Below are 18,270 nucleotides of genomic sequence, written 5' to 3' on the forward strand. Positions count from 1 at the left end.
TGGAACCCATTGCCTAGAGTGGCGGGATATTCCGCCATTTAAAGGTCATGCACATGACAGACAAGGTCATCGATCCCACCGCGCTCACTGCTGAGGATGAGCAGAGTCTTCACGCCAGGGTCATCAGCGACAACACCCCCGAGTGGTACACCGGAGCCCTGGACGCGCGCAAAACCGAGCTGGCCGCGCTGGATCTGCGCATTCCGGATTGGTACAAGCAGGCTTCAGCGGCGGACAGGGAGCGGATGAAGGAGGTCCATCTGCGCAGCCGCCGTTCCTTGAACCATCTGGACCAATTGTTCAGCCCGCTGAAAAATCCAGCGGACTATGCCGAGCCGTTGCTGGTGGCCGAAATAGAGAAAACCTTCGGTCAGCGCCTGGACGTCAGAAAGGTGTTCTATGCGCGAAAGATGGAGCAAAAGGAGTGCAATCCCGGCCCTGAGGAGGTGCCCACCGACAGAGTCAGCGCCCTGGAGCCTCAGTTCTACTTCTATAAAGGCTTGAGCCTGCTCGAAGCGGCCTTGAACAATTTCACGGAGGATGAGGCCAAACGACCGGTCTGTAGCGATTGCCACCTGATCACCCGGTACGATTTCCACCGATATCCCGCCAGCAAGCTGCATGTTCCGGCGAATGTCCAGGCGCTCAAGCTGGACATCGAGGCCCATGAGTTCGCCGCCATGTGCCGCCGGTTGGACCTGGGGGGCACGTATTTCGAATATATGCGTTCCGGGATCAATGCCCATATCCTCCCGCAGCCATCGGGCGCCCGGCCTGGAAAACTCTACGCCACGCTGATGACCAGCCATCGGAACCAAGTGGAACTGGCCGCCGAAATCGCCTTGATGAAGGGCGATATCCAACCCTCCCATTACGCCTTGATCAAAGCCATTCTGATCAAGCAGGCCGGGAACAAATGGGGCAAGGACATCGTCTCGTTCTGTCGCTTCAAGCTGTACTCGTTCCAACTGGACAGCATCCTGGTCATCGGTCCGGTGGTGTGGGAGGACTTGCTGGTCAACTCCGAGCTCCGGCCGCGGCCATGCATGGTTTACATCCCTGGCGACCCGCTTCACCCGCTCAAGGCTTATGACAACATCGGCGCTTTTACCGAGCATCTGACCACACGCCTGTGCGCTGTCGAGTACCGCCAGTTCTTCAGTCAATTCGTGCCGTTGTCCGAGCAGGATGGGTTTTATTCAAAGCTCAAGACATTGCTCGACCCTGGCGGCAACTACACGCCCGACCAGGATTTCGATGCGGCGAAGAAAAGCAAAATCACCGAGCAAGGCCATTACGGCCACCACTGGAGCGACCTGTGGTACGAGAGTGCCGTAAAACGCGTGTGCTTTATCATGGACAACGTTAGCTCCAGTGCGGTATCGACCGCAGACATCACCAAACGTGCCTACAACGCCTGGCTCTGGTCCTGGGGCAGCAAGGCCCTGGATATCCTCAACCTGGCGGCGTTCGTGGTGCCTTTCCTTGGGGAAGCGATGCTGGTGGTCGGCGCGATACAGATGATTTACGAGGTATGCGAAGGCATTAGCGCGTGGTCCGACGGCGATACACGTGCCACCTGGGCGCATTTTTCGGCGATGGCTCTGAACCTGGCAGGGCTGGCGGTTCCCAAAGTCTTGCTGGTGGCAAAGGACACGGCGATCGTCAGGCGCCTGGTGCATGTCGAGTTCGGTGGACGCACCCGTTTGTATGATTTCAATCCCGCGAGCTATCGGCATCAGCTCGCGTTACCGAGCGGTCTCAAGCCCGACGCCAGGGGGCTTTATGCCCACGAGGGGCGAACGTACCTGCCGGTCGAGGACGGCCACTATCAGGTGCAGGCCGCACAAACCGGTGACGACTTCAGGCTCATTCACCCCGACGGCGAGTCGCGCTATGCACCGCGCATTCGCCATAACGGCGAGGGTGCCTGGGTGCATGAATTCGAACAACCCCAGACCTGGGACCGCAGCACCTTGCTGCGGCGTCTCGGGCCCCGTGTCGAGAAGCTGAGCGATAGCCAACTGGAACAGATCCGCCTGATCAGCGGGGTGACGGATGATGAATTGCGCCGTGTCTATGTGGACCAGCAACTGCCGCCACCGTTATTCAGGGAAACCCTGCGGCGCTTTGAGTGGGCGGGCAAGCATCAAGCATTTATCGAGCAGTTGAGCAGCGCCGATCCGCAGGTGTCCAGCCGGGCCGATTGGGCTTTGCAATTGAAGGTGTTGGTGGACACTGGCATGTGGCCAAAATCCAAGGTGCTGGTGGTGTTTGACGCGCAAGGCGACCTGGTATGGCGATCGGCAGACGTCAAGGCGCGCGGACAGGTTGTGAAGCTCGATGTCCAAGAGATCGAGAACGGCGGGCTGGTGCCGTTACTGCTCAACCAGCTGAGTGAGCCTGAAATACGCCATTTGCTCAACGAAGCCGGTCTCAAGCGCCTCATGCGTGGGCGTGTGGCCATGGCGGGCGGCCTGGAGCTGGACGACACCGCAATTCCCAGGCCGAAAAATTCGGAGGAACTCGATGCTCAAGTCGAGCGCTTGATGCAAGAGTGGCGTACACCTCAGGCGCGGGCGTTACGCTACCGCGACCAGTTGCTGGGCGCCGCGAAACGCACGCGAGGCAAACTGTTCAGGGATGAGGTCACTGCGGGCGAGCTCTCCAGTGACCGCCATGTACAGTTGATCCAGCGTCATTTCCCCGGCCTGCCCAAGCTCGTGGCCGAGGAACTGGTCGACCAGGCCAACAGCCGCGATCTGACCCGGATGGACAGCACCTCGCGCCTGCCGTTGCGTCTGGCCGAAGAAGCCCGCAACTACTTGCAGAAAGCCCGGCTCATGCGTGCCCATACCGACCAGCTGTTCGACAGCGAGATGACCATGGACAGCGTGCATCTGGCGCTGCACAAGCTGGCTGCATTGCCTGGTCGCCTCGAGGGGGTGGGCATCGAGCTGCGCGCGGGGGCGTATGACGGTGAGGTGCTGGGCCGGGTAGGGCGCGCGGATGCTCCCCGCCAGTTTCGCCTGGTGCGGATGAGCATGAAGGAGTGGGCGGTGTACAGCGGGCCAAAGACGGTGGAGTACTGGCGGTCGGACCCCGATGCGTTCTACAGCGCGCTATGGATTGCCAGCAACGGCCAGTTCAGCGACTTTCCAGGGCTCAGGGCCTCGACCCAGGCCTTGAAGGCAGAGATTGCCGCGCAGCCCCTGAGCGAACAGGCGAGCAGGCAAGCCCTGGGCATGCAAGCCATCAAGCCGGGTTTCAAGTCGCCGATGCGCTTGTCCGATGGGCGGTTTGGCTATCCGCTGAGCCCGGTAGGCGGCACTGGCGGAGGGATGACGCTCTGTGAAATGAACGCGCGTTCCTTGTACCCCTCCAAAACGTTCGAAGAAACCATCGAGATGCTCGGGCTTCAAGGGCGTGGCGAGGCGGTATGGTTGGCACGATTGAATCAGCTTCAACAGGAGTTCACGCAACTGGACAAGGACTTGGTCGCCTGGCAGCAGGAGGGGGAGTCGGGTTACCGCAGGGCCCGGCGTCGAGTCAGCGCGTCTATCAAGGACGCTTGGCAGCGTCTGTCACCCCAGGCGTTTGCGGCTGATCAAACCCCTATCGGACATGTCTTGGAGTTGACCGATGAGGCAATCGGCGAGCTGCCTGCGCTGACGGCGAACATGGACCATGTGGGCAGCCTGGTGTTGCATCGTCTGTACCTGTCCGACAGTTCGTTGCCCTTTCTCGAATCGTTCGGCGGCCTGCGCTGGCTGAATATGCGTGAGAACAACCTCACGCGGTTGCCGGAATTCGCCAACGGCGGCACGCGGCTGACCAAACTCAACTTGAGTCGAAACGATATCCAGCTGACCGAACAAAGCCGTGCACGCCTGGAAGCCATGCAGAACCTGAAGATCCTTAACCTCTCCGACAACCGTCGCCTGGGATGGACCGCCGACTTGCGCGGCATGCGCAATCTGAACCAGCTTTACCTGCACGATACCGGCACCACCACATTCCCTGCGGGGGCGGAACGATTGACCCATCTGGCGCGCATCGATCTGCACACCAACCGCATCACGACCCTGCCGGAATACGCTTACCAGCACCCGGAACGCATCAACGTGCACGACAATCCGCTGTCGGCAGCGACCCTTGCGCGGCTTCACGGGGAGATTGCGCAGCAATGGGATGATCACGTGACGGCGGCTGAGGCGCGGACCTTATGGCTGCGTGACGTGCCGCCAAGCGAGCGGGCGCAGCGTGGCGAGCTGTGGGACGACGTGCTGGCCGACCCGGAGTCGAACGCATTTTTCACCGTGTTGGCCGACACCACCCGCAGTGCCGAATACGCCTCGCAGGCCACCCGCTCCGGGTTGGCGGCACGTCTGTGGGACATGCTCGAAGCGACTCGGGAAAGCCAGGAGATCCGCGAGACGCTGTTCAGCACCGCTGATGACCGCGTCACCTGTGGCGATGGCAGTACGGTCGAGTTCATGAACCTCGAAAGGGCATTGATCGGGGCAAGGGCGCTGGCGCTGGCGGGAGAGGCCAATGCCGAGGGCGCGCTGGTCGGCACCGCCAGAAAGCTGTTTCGCCTACACCTGGTGGATGCCATTGCACAACGGGACGTCGAGGCGCGCGGGCCTGGTTTCACGGAACAGGTCGAAGTCATCATGGCCTACCGCATCAAGTTGGCGGACCGCCTGGAACTGCCGATCAAGACCCGGGAGATGTTGTTTCCCCATCAAGCGAATGTGAGCGAGGCCGCGATCGACGAGGCCTACGAGCACGTCATCCGTGATGAACAGGTGGCAGCTGACGAAACGACGTTTTTCGTCGCCCAGGGCTTCTGGCAAAAACACCTGCGCAGCCGCTACGCCCAGGAACTCGAGGCGTTGATGGCGCCGGCTCGTGCGCAGCTCACGGAAAAAGCCGAGGCGCTGGAAGAACTGTCGGAGTGGCAAACCCGGCAGGCGAGCAGTGCGGATCCGGCGCAATGGCAGGCACGCCACCATGAGCTGGTCGACACCCTGGGGCGGCTGTTGGGCAAGCGTCGGGATGAAATCCTGGTCGACGGTTCGATGCAAAGTGCTTTTTACGTTGAGCAGTACAATGCCCTCGGCGTTGAGCAACTGGCGCAGGAGACGCAGGCGATGGGCACCTTGACTCGCTCGGTACTCAATAATTTTGCGGCGGTGCAAGGGACTGACGTCTGAAACGTCACAAAACACAAAGGGGACCCGAAGGTCCCCTTTAACGTGTCGTTGCGTGCTCTTTTTTTATTATTGAGGGGCGGTCTATTGTTGTTTTTGGCAACCGTGGCCCTTTACCGCTGTTTTTGGCGACCCCCATGCGGGATCAAGAGCAAACGTATTTTTTTGAGCGCTGATCTGCTTCTTCGTTAACGATCCAACCAGTGGGTAGCTACCTGAGGTAGTTTTATTTTTCTCTAACCGGTTGCGGGTTTCGGCATGCCGTTCCCTGCGAAGCACATCTTCTCCAAAAAAATCTGTTAGCTGCGTCTCTGCCGTGTTGTTTTTGTTATGTCAGAGTCGTTACGTCTTATTTTTATTAGGTTTGGCGCTTTTTATTCTTGTTATGCCATAGAGATAGCAGAAGCCGTGCCAACTTTTTAAAAGCCTTTAAAATCAATGATTTGAGTTTTTCGTGGGAAATTTCTTGCGGCAGATACGACAAATTATGTTCCCGTGTTACTCGATGTGTAGGCGTGCGGTAACACATTGTCACGGCCGCGCTACTCAAACGGCGTTACATGCCTTGGCCACACGCGAGCCGCTCGGGCGGCCCACGACCTGGCTGATTTGCCGGCCCGCGCCGATCAACGCCTGCAGGTCGATACCGGTGTGGATACCCAGGCCGTCGAGCAGGTACACCACGTCTTCGGTGGCGACGTTACCGCTGGCGCCCTTGGCATAAGGGCAACCGCCGAGGCCCGCAATAGAGCTGTCGAATACGTTGATCCCTTCCAGCAGGCTGGCATAGATGTTGGCGATGGCCTGGCCATAGGTGTCATGGAAGTGGCCAGCCAGCTTGTCCCGTGGCACCTGCGCGCCGACCACTTCGAACAGACGTCGCGTGGCGCCTGCCGTGCCGGTGCCGATGGTGTCGCCCAGGGATACCTCGTAGCAGCCCATGGCATACAGCTCCCGCGCGACCGCCGCGACTTGTTCGGGCGCGATGTCGCCTTCGTATGGGCAACCCAGCACGCAGGACACATAGCCGCGCACACTGATCCCCTGCTGCCTGGCCGCTGCCATGATCGGCGCGAAGCGTTCCAGGCTTTCGCTGATGGAACAGTTGATATTGCGCTGGGAAAACGCCTCGGACGCCGCTGCGAACACCGCGACTTCCTTCACGCCCGCCGCCACCGCATCTTCAAACCCGCGCAGGTTCGGCGCCAGTGCCGCATAGGTCACCCCCGGCTTGCGCTGGATCTGCGCGAACACCTCGGCGGAACCGGCCATCTGCGGCACCCATTTGGGCGAGACGAAACTGCCCACTTCGATATAACTCAAGCCCGCCGCGCTGAGGGCGTCCACCAACCGGACCTTGTCGGCCACGCTGATGGGCTGGGCTTCATTTTGCAGGCCGTCGCGCGGACCGACTTCGACCAGGCGTACGTGTGAGGGGAGGGACATAGCAGTTACCTTCTGGTCAATGGCCGACCTGGGCCATGGTTTGGGCCAGGGCCTGGGTGCAACGCTCTTCGGCGGTGTCCAGTTCCAGCTTCATCTGTTCGATATCCAGCAGTTGCTGTTCCAACTGCTCGCGGCGCTCGGCGATCTTGGCCAGCATGCTGTTGAGTTGGACGTGGTTACCGCTGGTAGGGTCGTACAGTTCGATCAACTCGCGGCATTCGGCCAGGGAAAAACCGATGCGTTTGCCACGCAGGATCAGTTTGAGGCTGACCTTGTCCCGCGCCGAATAGATGCGTTCCTGGCCCCGGCGTTCCGGGGCCAGCAGGCCTTGTTCTTCATAGAAGCGAATGGCGCGGGTGGTGATGTCGAGCTCGCGGGCGAGGTCGGAGATGCTGTAAGTGGTGCTCATGGGGGCGCTCAAGAAGGTCTTGGCGTTAAGCTAATGGCAGGTTGACGTAAACGTCAAGCCTGCAGGCCATTCTCCTGTAGGAACGAGCTTGCTCGCGAAGAACCTGAGAGCGCCGCATTCATTCAGGATGCCCGCGTTATCGTTGACGTTCTTCGCGAGCAAGCTCGTTCCTACACGGAATGGGCTTGCAGTTTGTCCAGCTTCTTTTCATGGGCTGTGACCTGCTGGCACAACTCGATCATCTGCTCGCGCATCCAACGGTTCGCCGGGTCCTGATCGGTGCTTTCGTGCCAGTACAGGTGAGTTTCCACCGGTGGCACGTCATTGACCGGCAGGTTGAACCAGTGCAGTTCATGGCGGCGGGCGAAGCGCTCGGGCACGGTCATGACCATGTCGGTCTGTTGCAGCACTTGCGAGGCCATCAGGTAATGCTGGGAGCGCAGGGCGATCTTGCGCTGGATGCCCATCTTGCCCAGGGCCAGGTCGACATGGCCCAGGCCGTTGCGGCGGCTGGAGATATGGATATGGGTCAGCGATAGGTAATCATCCAGGGTGAACTTGTCCTTGCCCGCCATCGGATGGCCCTTGCGCATGGCGCACACGTAACGGTCTTCCATCAGCTTGACGTGACGCACCTGTGGGTCGGTGTTGAGCGGCGCGTCCACGGCAAAGTCCAGGCGCCCGGCGGCCAGTTCCTTGGTGGTTTCGCGGCGTTTGGACAGGAAACTCTCGATCACCACCGTCGGCGCCAGGCGGCGCAGGCGCTGGAACAGCGGCGGCAGGATCACCGCTTCGGTGAGGTCGGTCATGCTGATGCGGTAGGTCTTGGCCGCCTGCTGCGGGTTGAAAATCCGGCTTTCCTGCACCGATACGCGCAGCAGCGACAGGGCGTTGCGCACCGGGCCGATGATGTTCTGCGCCATCGGCGTGGGCACCATGCCTTGGGCGGTGCGCACGAACAGCGGGTCATTGAAGGTTTCGCGCAGGCGCGCCAGCGCATTGGACACCGCCGGCTGGGTGATGCCGACAATCTGCCCGGCGCGGGTCAGGTTGGCTTCGGTGTAGATCGCGTCAAAGACGATAAACAGGTTGAGGTCGACCTTGCTCAGATTCATTTCGTTGCGCTCTTATTGTTAGGTGTCCATGCCCCGATCATATATCGGTGATGAATGTTAATACACGCCGAGAATAGGCTAGGTAAATTATCAACGCTGTTCTAGCATCGATTGCATGACCTAAACAACCTCTCAAAGAAGGGAGCTGCTCATGGATTTCGCCTATTCGCCCAAGGTTCAGGAACTGCGTGAACGCGTCACTGCGTTCATGGACGCTTACGTTTACCCGGCCGAACCAGTGTTCGAGCGCCAGGTCAGCGAAGGCGACCGCTGGCAGCCCACCGCGATCATGGAAGAGCTCAAAGCCAAGGCGAAAGCCGAGGGCCTGTGGAACCTGTTCCTGCCCGAATCCGAACTGGGCGCCGGCCTGACCAACCTCGAATACGCGCCGCTGGCGGAGATCATGGGCCGCTCGCTGCTGGGCCCGGAGCCGTTCAACTGCTCCGCGCCGGACACCGGCAACATGGAAGTGCTGGTGCGCTACGCCAACGCCGAACAGAAACAGCGCTGGCTCGAACCGCTGCTGCGCGGCGAGATCCGCTCAGCCTTCGCCATGACCGAACCCGACGTGGCCTCCTCGGACGCCACCAACATGGCCGCCCGTGCCGAGCGCCAGGGCGACGAATGGGTCATCAATGGCAAGAAATGGTGGACCTCCGGCGCCTGCGACCCGCGCTGCAAGATCCTGATCTTCATGGGCCTGAGCAATCCCGACGCACCGCGCCACCAGCAGCACTCGATGATCCTGGTGCCGGTGGACGCCCCTGGCGTGAAAATCGTGCGCCCGCTGCCGGTGTTCGGTTATGACGATGCGCCCCACGGCCACGCCGAAGTGCTGTTCGACAACGTGCGCGTGCCGTACGAAAACGTCCTGCTGGGCGAAGGTCGTGGCTTTGAAATCGCCCAGGGTCGTCTTGGCCCGGGCCGTATTCACCACTGCATGCGTTCCATCGGCATGGCCGAGCGCGCGCTGGAACTGATGTGCAAACGCGCCGTCAGCCGTACCGCGTTCGGCAAGCCCTTGGCGCGCTTGGGCGGCAACATCGACAAGATTGCCGACTCGCGCATGGAAATCGACATGGCGCGCCTGCTGACTCTGAAAGCGGCGTACATGATGGACACCGTGGGCAACAAAGTGGCGAAGAGCGAAATCGCCCAGATCAAGGTGGTGGCGCCGAACGTGGCATTGAAGGTGATCGACCGCGCGATCCAGATCCATGGCGGTGCCGGCGTCTCCAACGACTTCCCGCTGGCCTACATGTACGCCATGCAACGCACCCTGCGCCTGGCCGACGGCCCGGACGAAGTGCACCGCGCGGCGATCGGCAAGTTCGAGATCGGCAAGTATGTGCCCAGGGAACTGATGCGCGGCGGGCAGTAACACCGCGCCGCCAGCCATCGGGAGCAAACCCCCTCCCACACCCCAGTAGGAATGCAGTCGAATGTGGGAGGGGGCTTGCCCCCGATGACGTCGGATCAGGCAATACAGATCCGACCGTCCTCAGTACACCCAAACCTCCACCCGCCGATTCTTGATCCGTCCCTCATCCGCCGTATTCGCCGCCACCGGCATCTGCGCGCCGAACCCGCGGATATCGCGCAGCACCACGCCGCTTTTCACCAGTTCCCGCCGCACCGCCATCGCCCGCAATTTAGACAACAGCGCCGCACGTTGCGGGTCGTCCTTGGCGTCGCCAAATCCTACCAGGGTCACTTGTTTATTCAGCTTGTCGTGGCTTTTCAGGTAGGCCACCACCCGCTGCAAATCCTGGTGCGCCTTGTTGTCGAGGCTGGCGCTGCCCTCTTCGAAGCGAAAATTCACCGTCAGGCGCTGAGCGTCACGGGCGATGGCCTGATAGTCCTCGGGCATCGACGCCCGTGGCTCCACGGCCATCGCCTGCACCTGCTGCGCGATGAACCCGTTGGCCGCGACAATCGCCTGGCCCTGGCTGCTCTGGGTAAAGTCCACCAGCGCCTTGGCCCACGGGGTCGGGTTGGAGGGCGGCAGGTAGAAGAACAACCGGCGCGACAGTGGGTAGTCTTCGGTGGCAATCAGGCTGTTCAACGGCAACATTGGTTGCGAATCGCCATCGACGATCGCCACGGCCTTGGCCTGGCGCACATAGGGCAGGCCGATGAAACCGATGCCTTGTGGGTCCTGGCTGACGGCGTCGGATAGCTGCTCGCTGGATTCGAAACGCTTGGCGGACGCGGCCAGGGGCTTGCCGCGCAGGCGTAGCACCAGTTCCTTGAAGGTGTCGTAGGTGCCGGATTGGTCATCCCGCGCGTACAGATGAATGGGGCCGCCGATACCGCCCAGGGCTTCCCACGTGCTGATCTCGCCGTTGAAGATCTGCGCCAGTTGCTCGGTGTTCAGCGTATTCAGCGGGTTGCGCGGGTTGAGAATGATCGCCAGGCCGTCGATGGCGATCACCTGTTCGGCTTCCGGGCTTTTCAGGTCGCCCAGGGGTTCAAGGTCGACCAGTTCGCTGTCCTTGATCGGGCGAGAAGAGGCAGCGAGGTCGGCGCTGGCTTTTTTCAACGCGGCAAACCCGGTGCTTGAGCCATGGGCCGCGACGTCTATGGTGACCGTCTTGCCCTGGCGCGTCTTGCCGACCACGCGCTGTTCATTGGCGCCGCCGCCAGGTTCGCGGTGCACCGACTGCAAGCCCCGGTGCTCCATCAATCCCTCGACCAAGGCTGGGCCCAGCGCCGCGCCAATGGTGTTGGAACCCTGGATGCGCAATGCAGGGCCCTGGTCGGGGATGGGGAGGGGGGCGGCAACGACGGCAAAGGAACACGCGCAACATAACAAGGACAAAACGCGCAGCAGCATGCTGGCACCATCTCAGGACAAAGGGAGTGCCGCGAGATTAAGTCAGTAAGGTTGCAGCAATGTGACTGATGTTCAGCAGGTCAACATGTGGGAGTGGGCTTGCTCCCACAGTTAACCGAGTGCAGCCGGAAAGTCAGCTCAACTCGAGCCAGATCGGCGCATGGTCGGACGGTTTCTCCAGGCCGCGCAGTTCGTAATCCACGCCGGCATCCTTGACGCGCGGCACCAGGCCGGTGGAGGCCAGAATCACGTCGATACGCAGCCCGCGCTTGGGCTCATCTTCAAAGCCGCGGCTGCGGTAGTCGAACCAGCTGAAACGGTCGGTCACATCCGGGTTCAGGTGGCGGAAGCTGTCCACCAGGCCCCAGTTTTTCAGGCGCGCCATCCACTCGCGTTCTTCGGGCAGGAAGCTGCACTTGCCGGTTTTCAGCCAGCGCTTGGCATTGTCGGCGCCGATGCCGATATCGCAGTCTTCCGGGGAAATATTCACGTCGCCCATCACCACCAGGGCCTGGTCATTGCTGAACTGGCTCTCCAGTAGGTGTTGCAAATCTTCGTAGAAACGCTGCTTGGCCGGGAACTTGGTGGGGTGGTCGCGGCTTTCGCCTTGTGGGAAATAGCCGTTCATGATCGTGATCGGATGGCCATTTTCATCGGCGAAAGTGCCCCAGATGAAGCGGCGCTGGGCGTCTTCGTCATCGCTGGCAAAACCTTTGTGCACGCTCAACGCTTCCTGGCGCGAGAGCAGGGCCACGCCGTAATGGCCTTTTTGACCGTGGTAGTAGACGTGATAGCCCAGGGCCTGCACTTCGGCGAGGGGGAACTGCTCGTCATGGACTTTGGTTTCTTGCAGGCCAATCACATCGGGTTGATGCTTTTCAATCAGCGCCGCCAACTGATGAGGGCGGGCGCGTAGACCGTTGATATTGAAGGAGACGATTTTCATGGTCGGCAGTCCGGTCCTGGCAAAAAGGCGATGCTAGCCGACAAGTCAGACGGGGGCCAGCGTGGCGGTAGGACAGATGCACTGCTAATGTCTGGGAACGACTGGCGCTGCGTAGGTTCGTACCCATAAGAACGCCATCCTTTGAGTGGCGCCCAGGGAGATTGACTATATGCCTGACACTTTGAACGCCATTGCCGAAATCCGTCTGCTCAACAGCGACTATTCACCCGAGGCTCGCTCGCTGTTGTACCAGGCCTATCGGCATGAGCCGACGTTCGCCTACATCTTCGAGGCGGAACGTCCAGGCTATGAACAGCGGGTGCGCGCTACGGTGCGCGAGCTGGTGAAGCAACATTTCTTTCAGAAACTTCCCGCCATTGGCCTGTTCATCAACGATCGTCTGATCGGCGTCGCGCTGATCGCGCCGCCGCAACGGCGCCTGGGGATTACCGAGAGCTGGGCCTGGCAACTGCGCATGTGGTTGAGCACCGGTGTACGCGGCACCCGGCGCTATCTGGACTACTACAATGCGGTGCTGGCGTGTTTGCCTAGCGAGTCGGTGCATGTGCTGCCGCTGCTGGGTATCCACCCGCAATTGCAAGGCAAGCACTACGGTGAACAGCTGCTTGAAGCGGTGCACAACTGGTGCGCGGAAGACCCGCATTCGTCCGGCGTGGTGCTGGATACGGGCAATTCACGCTATCTGGATTTCTACAAGCGCCAGGGCTATGAGGAAGTCGGCGAAGTTGCTGTAGGACCGATCCTGGAGCATGTGTTTTTCCATCCCAATCCCCAGGTGTCACATGCTGCAACGGCTTAGCGCTGAATTTTCAGAATCGTCTGAGTACTAAGTTTCTCCTCAGCTCGTGTAGCATCCCCGGCTATGAAGTTTCCAGGAAGAGTTACCAGCGGCTTGATTCTGCTGTTCACAAGCTGCGGCGCATTCGCGCAAAGCGAATTGGACGTACGGATCAAGCCCTCGAACGACGCGTTGAAAGCCAACATCGAAGGCTACATCGGCGGTGTGGGCGATCGTGATGAAGAGGCCTTGCTGCGGTTCAGCCGTGGCGCCGAAGAGCAGGCGCGCAAAGCGGCCCAGGCGCTGGGTTTCTATCAGCCACGGATCGAGAGTTCTGTCGTGGGCGGCAAGAACCCGCGCCTGACCCTCACCATCGAGCCCGGCGAACCGGTGCATCTGCGCAACGTGACCATTCGGGTCGACGGCCCGGCCGCGAACCTCAAGGGCTTTCGCGTACCCGCCAGCAACGAGCTCACATCCGGCGCCGTACTCAACCACGGGCATTACGAAGACGCCAAGCGCCTGATCCAGAACCAGGCTTCGCGCTACGGCTTTTTCAGTGGGCGTTTCACTCGCCAGACACTGGCGGTAGACCCCAGGGCCGGCGTCGCCGATATCGAACTTGTCTATGACAGCGGTCCGCGCTACACCTTGGGCAAGGTCAGTTTTGCCGGCGATACACCGTTCGACGAAGAGCTGCTGCAACGCATGGTGCCGTTTAAAAGCGGCGATCCCTACGATTCCGAGCTGATTGCCGAACTCAACCAGAACCTGCAGGGCAGCGGCTTTTTCGAAGGCGTGCGCGTGGACGCCGCCCCGGCCGCCTCGGTCAACGACATGATCCCGGTGGCCGTACGCCTGGAAACCCGCAAGCCGCGCACCATGGGCCTGGGCCTGGGGTTTTCCACCGACGTCGGCCCGCGCGGCAAAGCCAATTGGACCCGCCATTGGGTCAATCCCCAAGGCCACAGCTATGGTTGGGAGGCCGAGCTCTCGGCGCCGCGGCAGAACGTGGGCCTGTGGTACGACATTCCGCTGGACCCGCCGCTCACCGATAAACTGCGTTTTGCCGGCGGCTACCAGAATGAAGAAATTGCCAACACCGACACCCTGAGTAAATTGCTCACGCTGGGGCCCGAATGGCACAGCAAGCTGCCCAGCGGCTGGACCCGGGTGATCTCGTTGAAATACCAGCGCGAGGAATATCGCCTGGGCAATGACTCGGGCATGAGTAACCTGGTGATGCCGGGGATCAGTTATTCCTACCTGCGCAGCGATAACCGTATCGATCCCCACCATGGCTACCACGTGCAATTCGATTCCAAGGTGGCCAAGGAGGGCCTGGGTTCGGACACCAACCTGCTTTACGGCACGGCGATGATCAAGGGCCTGACCACCTTGTGGGACAACCATCGTTTCCTCGCCCGTGCACAGGTGGGCGGTAGCGCCACTAACGGCTACAAATCGGTGCCGCCGTCGCTGCGCTTCTTTGCCGGTGGCGACCAGAGCGTGCGCGGCTACGAATACCAGACCCTGTCGCCGGAAAACGACCAGGGCGACCGCATCGGTGGCCGCTACATGGTGGCGTTGAGCGCCGAGTATCAATATTCCATCGCCGAGAAATGGCGGATCGCGACCTTTATCGACCAGGGCAACTCCTTCAACACCCTGGAAATGCCTAGCCTGAAAACTGGCGTTGGCGTGGGTATCCGCTGGGTCTCGCCGGTTGGCCCGATCCGCCTGGACCTGGCCCACGCCTTGGAAGATCCGGGCGGCATTCGATTGCACTTTTCCATGGGGCCTGAGCTGTGATGCGTGGTTTGAAAATCGCGGGGCTGGCTGTCGCGGCCGTTCTCGCCCTGGTAGTGCTGGGACTGTGGACGCTGCTTGGTACCCCGGCTGGCAGCCGCTGGGTCTTGGGCCAGGTGCCGGGCTTGAGCGTAGAGAACTTCCAGGGGCGTCTGGGCGGTGGATGGAGCGCCGATCATCTGTTGTGGCAACAGGACAGCAGTCGCGTCGAACTCACTGCGCCGGCCGTCGATTGGTCGCCGGCGTGCCTGTTGCGCATGACCCTGTGCATCAACCGGTTGGACGTGGAGCAAGTCAGCCTGCAATTTCCACCTGGCACCGAAGACAGCGGCGGGCCGATCCAACTGCCGGACCTGAAACTGCCCCTGTCCATCCAGTTGGGCGACGTTCGCGTCGGTAGCCTGCTGTTCAACGGCAGCGAAGAACTCAAGGGCCTGCAACTGGCGGCGCATTGGACTGCCGCCGGTATGCAGATCGATTCGGTGCGCTTGGAGCGGGAAGCCCTGGTACTGGACCTGGCCGGGCTGCTACAACCCACTGGCGACTGGCCATTGACCGCCAGCGGCAACCTGAGCCTGCCCTATGCGCCGGGCGGTGCGCCGTGGACGGTCGCGCTCAAGGTTGACGGCGACCTGCTCAAGACCCTCAAACTCGATGCCGACAGCCGCGGTTACTTGCCCGCCAGGCTCAGCGGCGAGCTGCAACCCCTGGCGGACAACCTCCCGGCCGAGCTGCGCATCACCGCCGACAGTTTCAAACCCAGCGCCGATTTGCCCGACACGCTGCAACTCAATCAACTCGATCTCACCGCCAAGGGCGACCTGAAGAACGGTTATCAAGTGCTCGGCAAGGCTGTATTGCCGGCGCAAAAAGGCCCGGTGGACCTGCTGCTGCAAGGCAAGGTCGACGCCAGGGGCGCGCAGATCGCCGGCCTGGAGTTGACGGCCGGCGACCGCCAGAGCCTCAGGCTCAGCGCCGAGCTGGATTGGCAGCAAGGCTTCAGCGCCGAGGCGAAAATCGCTTGGCTGGATTTCCCCTGGCATCGCCTCTATCCGGTGATTGACGAACCTCAGGTGGTTTTGCGTACTTTCAACGGCGAGGTCTCCTACAAGGACGGCAACTACCTCGGCAATCTCAAGGCCGATCTCGATGGTCCCGCCGGCAAGTTCAATGTGGTCACGCCGTTCAGTGGCGACCTCAAGCAGATCTTCCTGCCCGAGCTGAAACTGAGCGCCGGCCAGGGCAAGGCTGAAGGCCACCTGAACCTGCAATTCGCCGACGGCATCGCCTGGGATACGGCGCTGGACTTGTCGGCGCTGAACCCTGCTTACTGGGTTGCTGAATTGCCGGGGACCCTGGCCGGACCGCTGCGCAGCAAAGGTGAGTTCAAGAACGAACAGCTCAAGCTGAGCGCCGACCTCGACCTCAAGGGCCGCCTGCGCGGGCAAACCGCCGTGCTGGCGGCCAAGGCCGAAGGCGCGGGCGCGCAATGGACCCTGGCCAACCTGGACATGCGCCTGGGTGACAACCGCATCAACGGCAGCGGTAGCCTGCAACAACGCCTGGCCGGGCAGATCGATATCAAGCTGGCGCGCCTGGCCCAGTTGTGGCCGCAGTTGCGTGGGCAGATCAACGGTCGGCTCGATGTGGCCGGCAGCCTGAAAGCGCCCCAGGGCAAACTCGACCTCAAAGGGCAGCAATTGGCGTTCGCCGACAATCGCCTGCAAAGCCTGACCCTCGCCGCCAACCTCAATAATGCCCAGCGCGCGCAGATCGACCTCAAAGGCAGCGGCATCCAAAGCGGCGACACCCAGGTCGGCACGCTCACCGCCAGCGCTCAGGGCGATATCAACAGTCAGAAAGTCCAGCTGGATCTGGCGGGCCCGTTGGTCCAGCTCGCCCTGGCCCTGGACGGCAACCTCGACAAAGGCAACTGGCGCGGTCGCTTGGCCAGTGGCGACATACAAGCCGGCGGCCAGGACTGGAAGCTGCAAGCCCCGGCAAAAATCGAGCGCCTGGCCGACGGCAGGCTGACCTTCGCGGCGCACTGCTGGGTCTCCGGCCCGGCCAGCCTGTGCGGGGAAGACCAGCGGTTGATGCCCGAGCCCAAGTTGCGCTACCACCTCAAGCAGTTTCCCATCGACAGTCTGGCCGCGTTCTTGCCCAAGGATTTTGCCTGGCAGGGCAAGCTCAATGCCGACATCCAGCTCGACCTGCCCGACAGCGGTCCCAAAGGCGTGGTGTCGGTGGATGCCAGTGGCGGCACCTTGCGGGTCAAGGATAAGCAGCAATGGCTGGATTTCCCCTATGACACCCTCACCCTGGAAACCACCCTCAACCCCAAGCGCATCGACACGCGGCTGAACTTCCATGGCGGCAAACTCGGTGAGTTGTTGCTGCAGGCGCAGATCAACCCGCTGCCGAAAAACAAGCCGATCAGCGGCAACTTCAACCTTACCGGCCTCGACCTGGCCGTGGCGCGGCCGTTTGTGCCGATGGTGGAAAAGCTCCACGGCAAGCTCAACGGCAGCGGGCGTATTTCCGGCGGGTTGCTGGCGCCGCAGGTCAGCGGCAACGTGAATCTGGTGGACGGCGAGATTTCCGGGCCGGAGCTGCCTGTCAGCCTCGAGGACTTGAATGTGCAAGCGCTGATCGCTGGCGAAAGCATGGAACTCAATGGCACCTGGCGCAGTGGCAAGGCCGGACAGGGCAGCCTCAAGGGCCAGGTCGAATGGGCCCCGGCGTTGGCAATGGACCTGCGCCTGCAAGGTTCGCAACTGCCGGTCACGGTCGAACCCTATGCCGTGCTGGACGTGGCGCCCGACCTGAAAATCAGCCTGAAGAATGACCACCTGGCGATTGCCGGCAAGGTGCGGATCCCACGCGGTGACATCACCGTGCGCGAACTGCCGCCCTCGACGGTAAAGGTCTCGGACGACGCGGTGATCATCGGCAGCCAAACCGAAGAGGGTAAGCCGCCGATGGCCATGGCCATGGATATCGACGTGGCGGTGGGCGAAGACCAGCTCAATTTCTCGGGCTTCGGCCTTACCGCCAAGGTCCAGGGGAATGTGCATATCGGCGACAACCTCGACACCCGTGGCGAGCTGTGGCTTAACGATGGCCGCTACCGTGCCTATGGTCAGAAACTCGATGTGCGCCGCGCAAGGTTGCTGTTCGCCGGGCCGCTCGATCAGCCCTATCTGGATATCGAAGCGATCCGCAAGACCGACGATGTGATCGCCGGTATCCGCCTGAGCGGCAGTGCCGAGCAGCCCACCACGCAAATCTTCTCGGAACCGGCCATGAGCCAGGAACAGGCGCTGTCCTACCTGGTGCTGGGGCGTCCGCTGAGCAGCACCGGCGAAGACAACAACCTGCTCGCCCAGGCCGCCCTTGGCCTGGGCCTGATGGGCAGCGCCGGGGTGACCTCGGACCTGGCCAGGGACTTGGGTATTAAGGATTTCGAGCTCGACACCCAGGGCAGCGGCACCACCACGGCGGTGGTCGCCAGCGGCAAGATCACCGAGAAACTCAGCCTGCGTTATGGCGTGGGGGTGTTCGAACCGGCCAGCACCATCGCCTTGCGCTATCTGTTGAGCAAGAAGGTGTACCTGGAAGTGGCCAGCGGCGTGGCCAGCTCGTTGGATATTTTCTACAAGCGGGACTTCTGACCCACACCTCTGTAGGGGCC

At 61.4% G+C, this 18,270-nt stretch carries 10 protein-coding genes; 5 read left to right on the forward strand and 5 right to left on the reverse strand.

All coding sequences use genetic code 11. The features are described from left to right. Window positions 1-53: 53 nt before the first annotated feature. On the forward strand, window positions 54-5,219 hold the full coding sequence (locus tag BLR63_RS04690) for an NEL-type E3 ubiquitin ligase domain-containing protein (RefSeq protein ID WP_010564939.1): 5,166 nt from the start codon (window positions 54-56) through the stop codon (window positions 5,217-5,219). Window positions 5,220-5,762: 543 nt separating this feature from the next. Here BLR63_RS04690 and BLR63_RS04695 read toward each other — a convergent pair. The 3 genes from BLR63_RS04695 to BLR63_RS04705 all read right to left on the reverse strand — a co-directional run bounded on the left by BLR63_RS04695 (window position 5,763) and on the right by BLR63_RS04705 (window position 8,186). Then, on the reverse strand, window positions 5,763-6,662 hold the full coding sequence (locus BLR63_RS04695) for a hydroxymethylglutaryl-CoA lyase (protein ID WP_010564940.1): 900 nt from the start codon (window positions 6,660-6,662) through the stop codon (window positions 5,763-5,765). A gap of 16 nt (window positions 6,663-6,678) precedes the next feature. Beyond that, window positions 6,679-7,071, reverse strand: a complete 393-nt coding sequence (locus BLR63_RS04700; protein WP_010564941.1) for a MerR family transcriptional regulator — start codon at window positions 7,069-7,071, stop codon at window positions 6,679-6,681. A 170-nt stretch (window positions 7,072-7,241) separates the two neighbouring features. After that, complete coding sequence (locus BLR63_RS04705; RefSeq protein WP_010564942.1) at window positions 7,242-8,186, reverse strand: LysR family transcriptional regulator; 945 nt, start codon at window positions 8,184-8,186, stop codon at window positions 7,242-7,244. A 151-nt stretch (window positions 8,187-8,337) separates the two neighbouring features. On the opposite strand from BLR63_RS04705, the gene BLR63_RS04710 reads away from it, so the two are divergent. Then, entirely contained in the window at window positions 8,338-9,567 is a 1,230-nt protein-coding gene (locus BLR63_RS04710; RefSeq protein WP_010564943.1) for an acyl-CoA dehydrogenase, read from the forward strand. 120 nt (window positions 9,568-9,687) lie between these two features. On the opposite strand, the gene BLR63_RS04715 is transcribed toward BLR63_RS04710, so the two are convergent. Together BLR63_RS04715 and xthA are read right to left on the reverse strand one after the other, a co-directional pair. Next, on the reverse strand, window positions 9,688-11,022 hold the full coding sequence (locus BLR63_RS04715; RefSeq protein WP_010564944.1) for a substrate-binding domain-containing protein: 1,335 nt from the start codon (window positions 11,020-11,022) through the stop codon (window positions 9,688-9,690). A gap of 133 nt (window positions 11,023-11,155) precedes the next feature. After that, complete coding sequence (gene xthA, locus BLR63_RS04720) at window positions 11,156-11,968, reverse strand: exodeoxyribonuclease III (RefSeq protein WP_010564945.1); 813 nt, start codon at window positions 11,966-11,968, stop codon at window positions 11,156-11,158. Between the two features lie 169 nt (window positions 11,969-12,137). On the opposite strand from xthA, the gene BLR63_RS04725 reads away from it, so the two are divergent. The 3 genes from BLR63_RS04725 (at window position 12,138) to BLR63_RS04735 (ending at window position 18,250) form a co-directional block, all read left to right on the forward strand. After that, window positions 12,138-12,788, forward strand: coding sequence for a GNAT family N-acetyltransferase (locus BLR63_RS04725; RefSeq protein ID WP_010564946.1), 651 nt, complete (start codon window positions 12,138-12,140; stop codon window positions 12,786-12,788). Between the two features lie 63 nt (window positions 12,789-12,851). Next, the gene (locus BLR63_RS04730; protein WP_010564947.1) at window positions 12,852-14,579 is read left to right on the forward strand and encodes an autotransporter assembly complex protein TamA; all 1,728 of its coding nucleotides are present in this window, start codon (window positions 12,852-12,854) and stop codon (window positions 14,577-14,579) included. Then, on the forward strand, window positions 14,579-18,250 hold the full coding sequence (locus tag BLR63_RS04735) for a translocation/assembly module TamB domain-containing protein (protein ID WP_010564948.1): 3,672 nt from the start codon (window positions 14,579-14,581) through the stop codon (window positions 18,248-18,250). The genes BLR63_RS04730 and BLR63_RS04735 overlap by 1 nt, the downstream gene beginning before the upstream one ends. The last annotated feature ends 20 nt before the right edge of the window (window positions 18,251-18,270 follow it).

It is taken from the genome of Pseudomonas extremaustralis (genome assembly GCF_900102035.1).
GTDB lineage: Bacteria > Pseudomonadota > Gammaproteobacteria > Pseudomonadales > Pseudomonadaceae > Aquipseudomonas > Aquipseudomonas extremaustralis.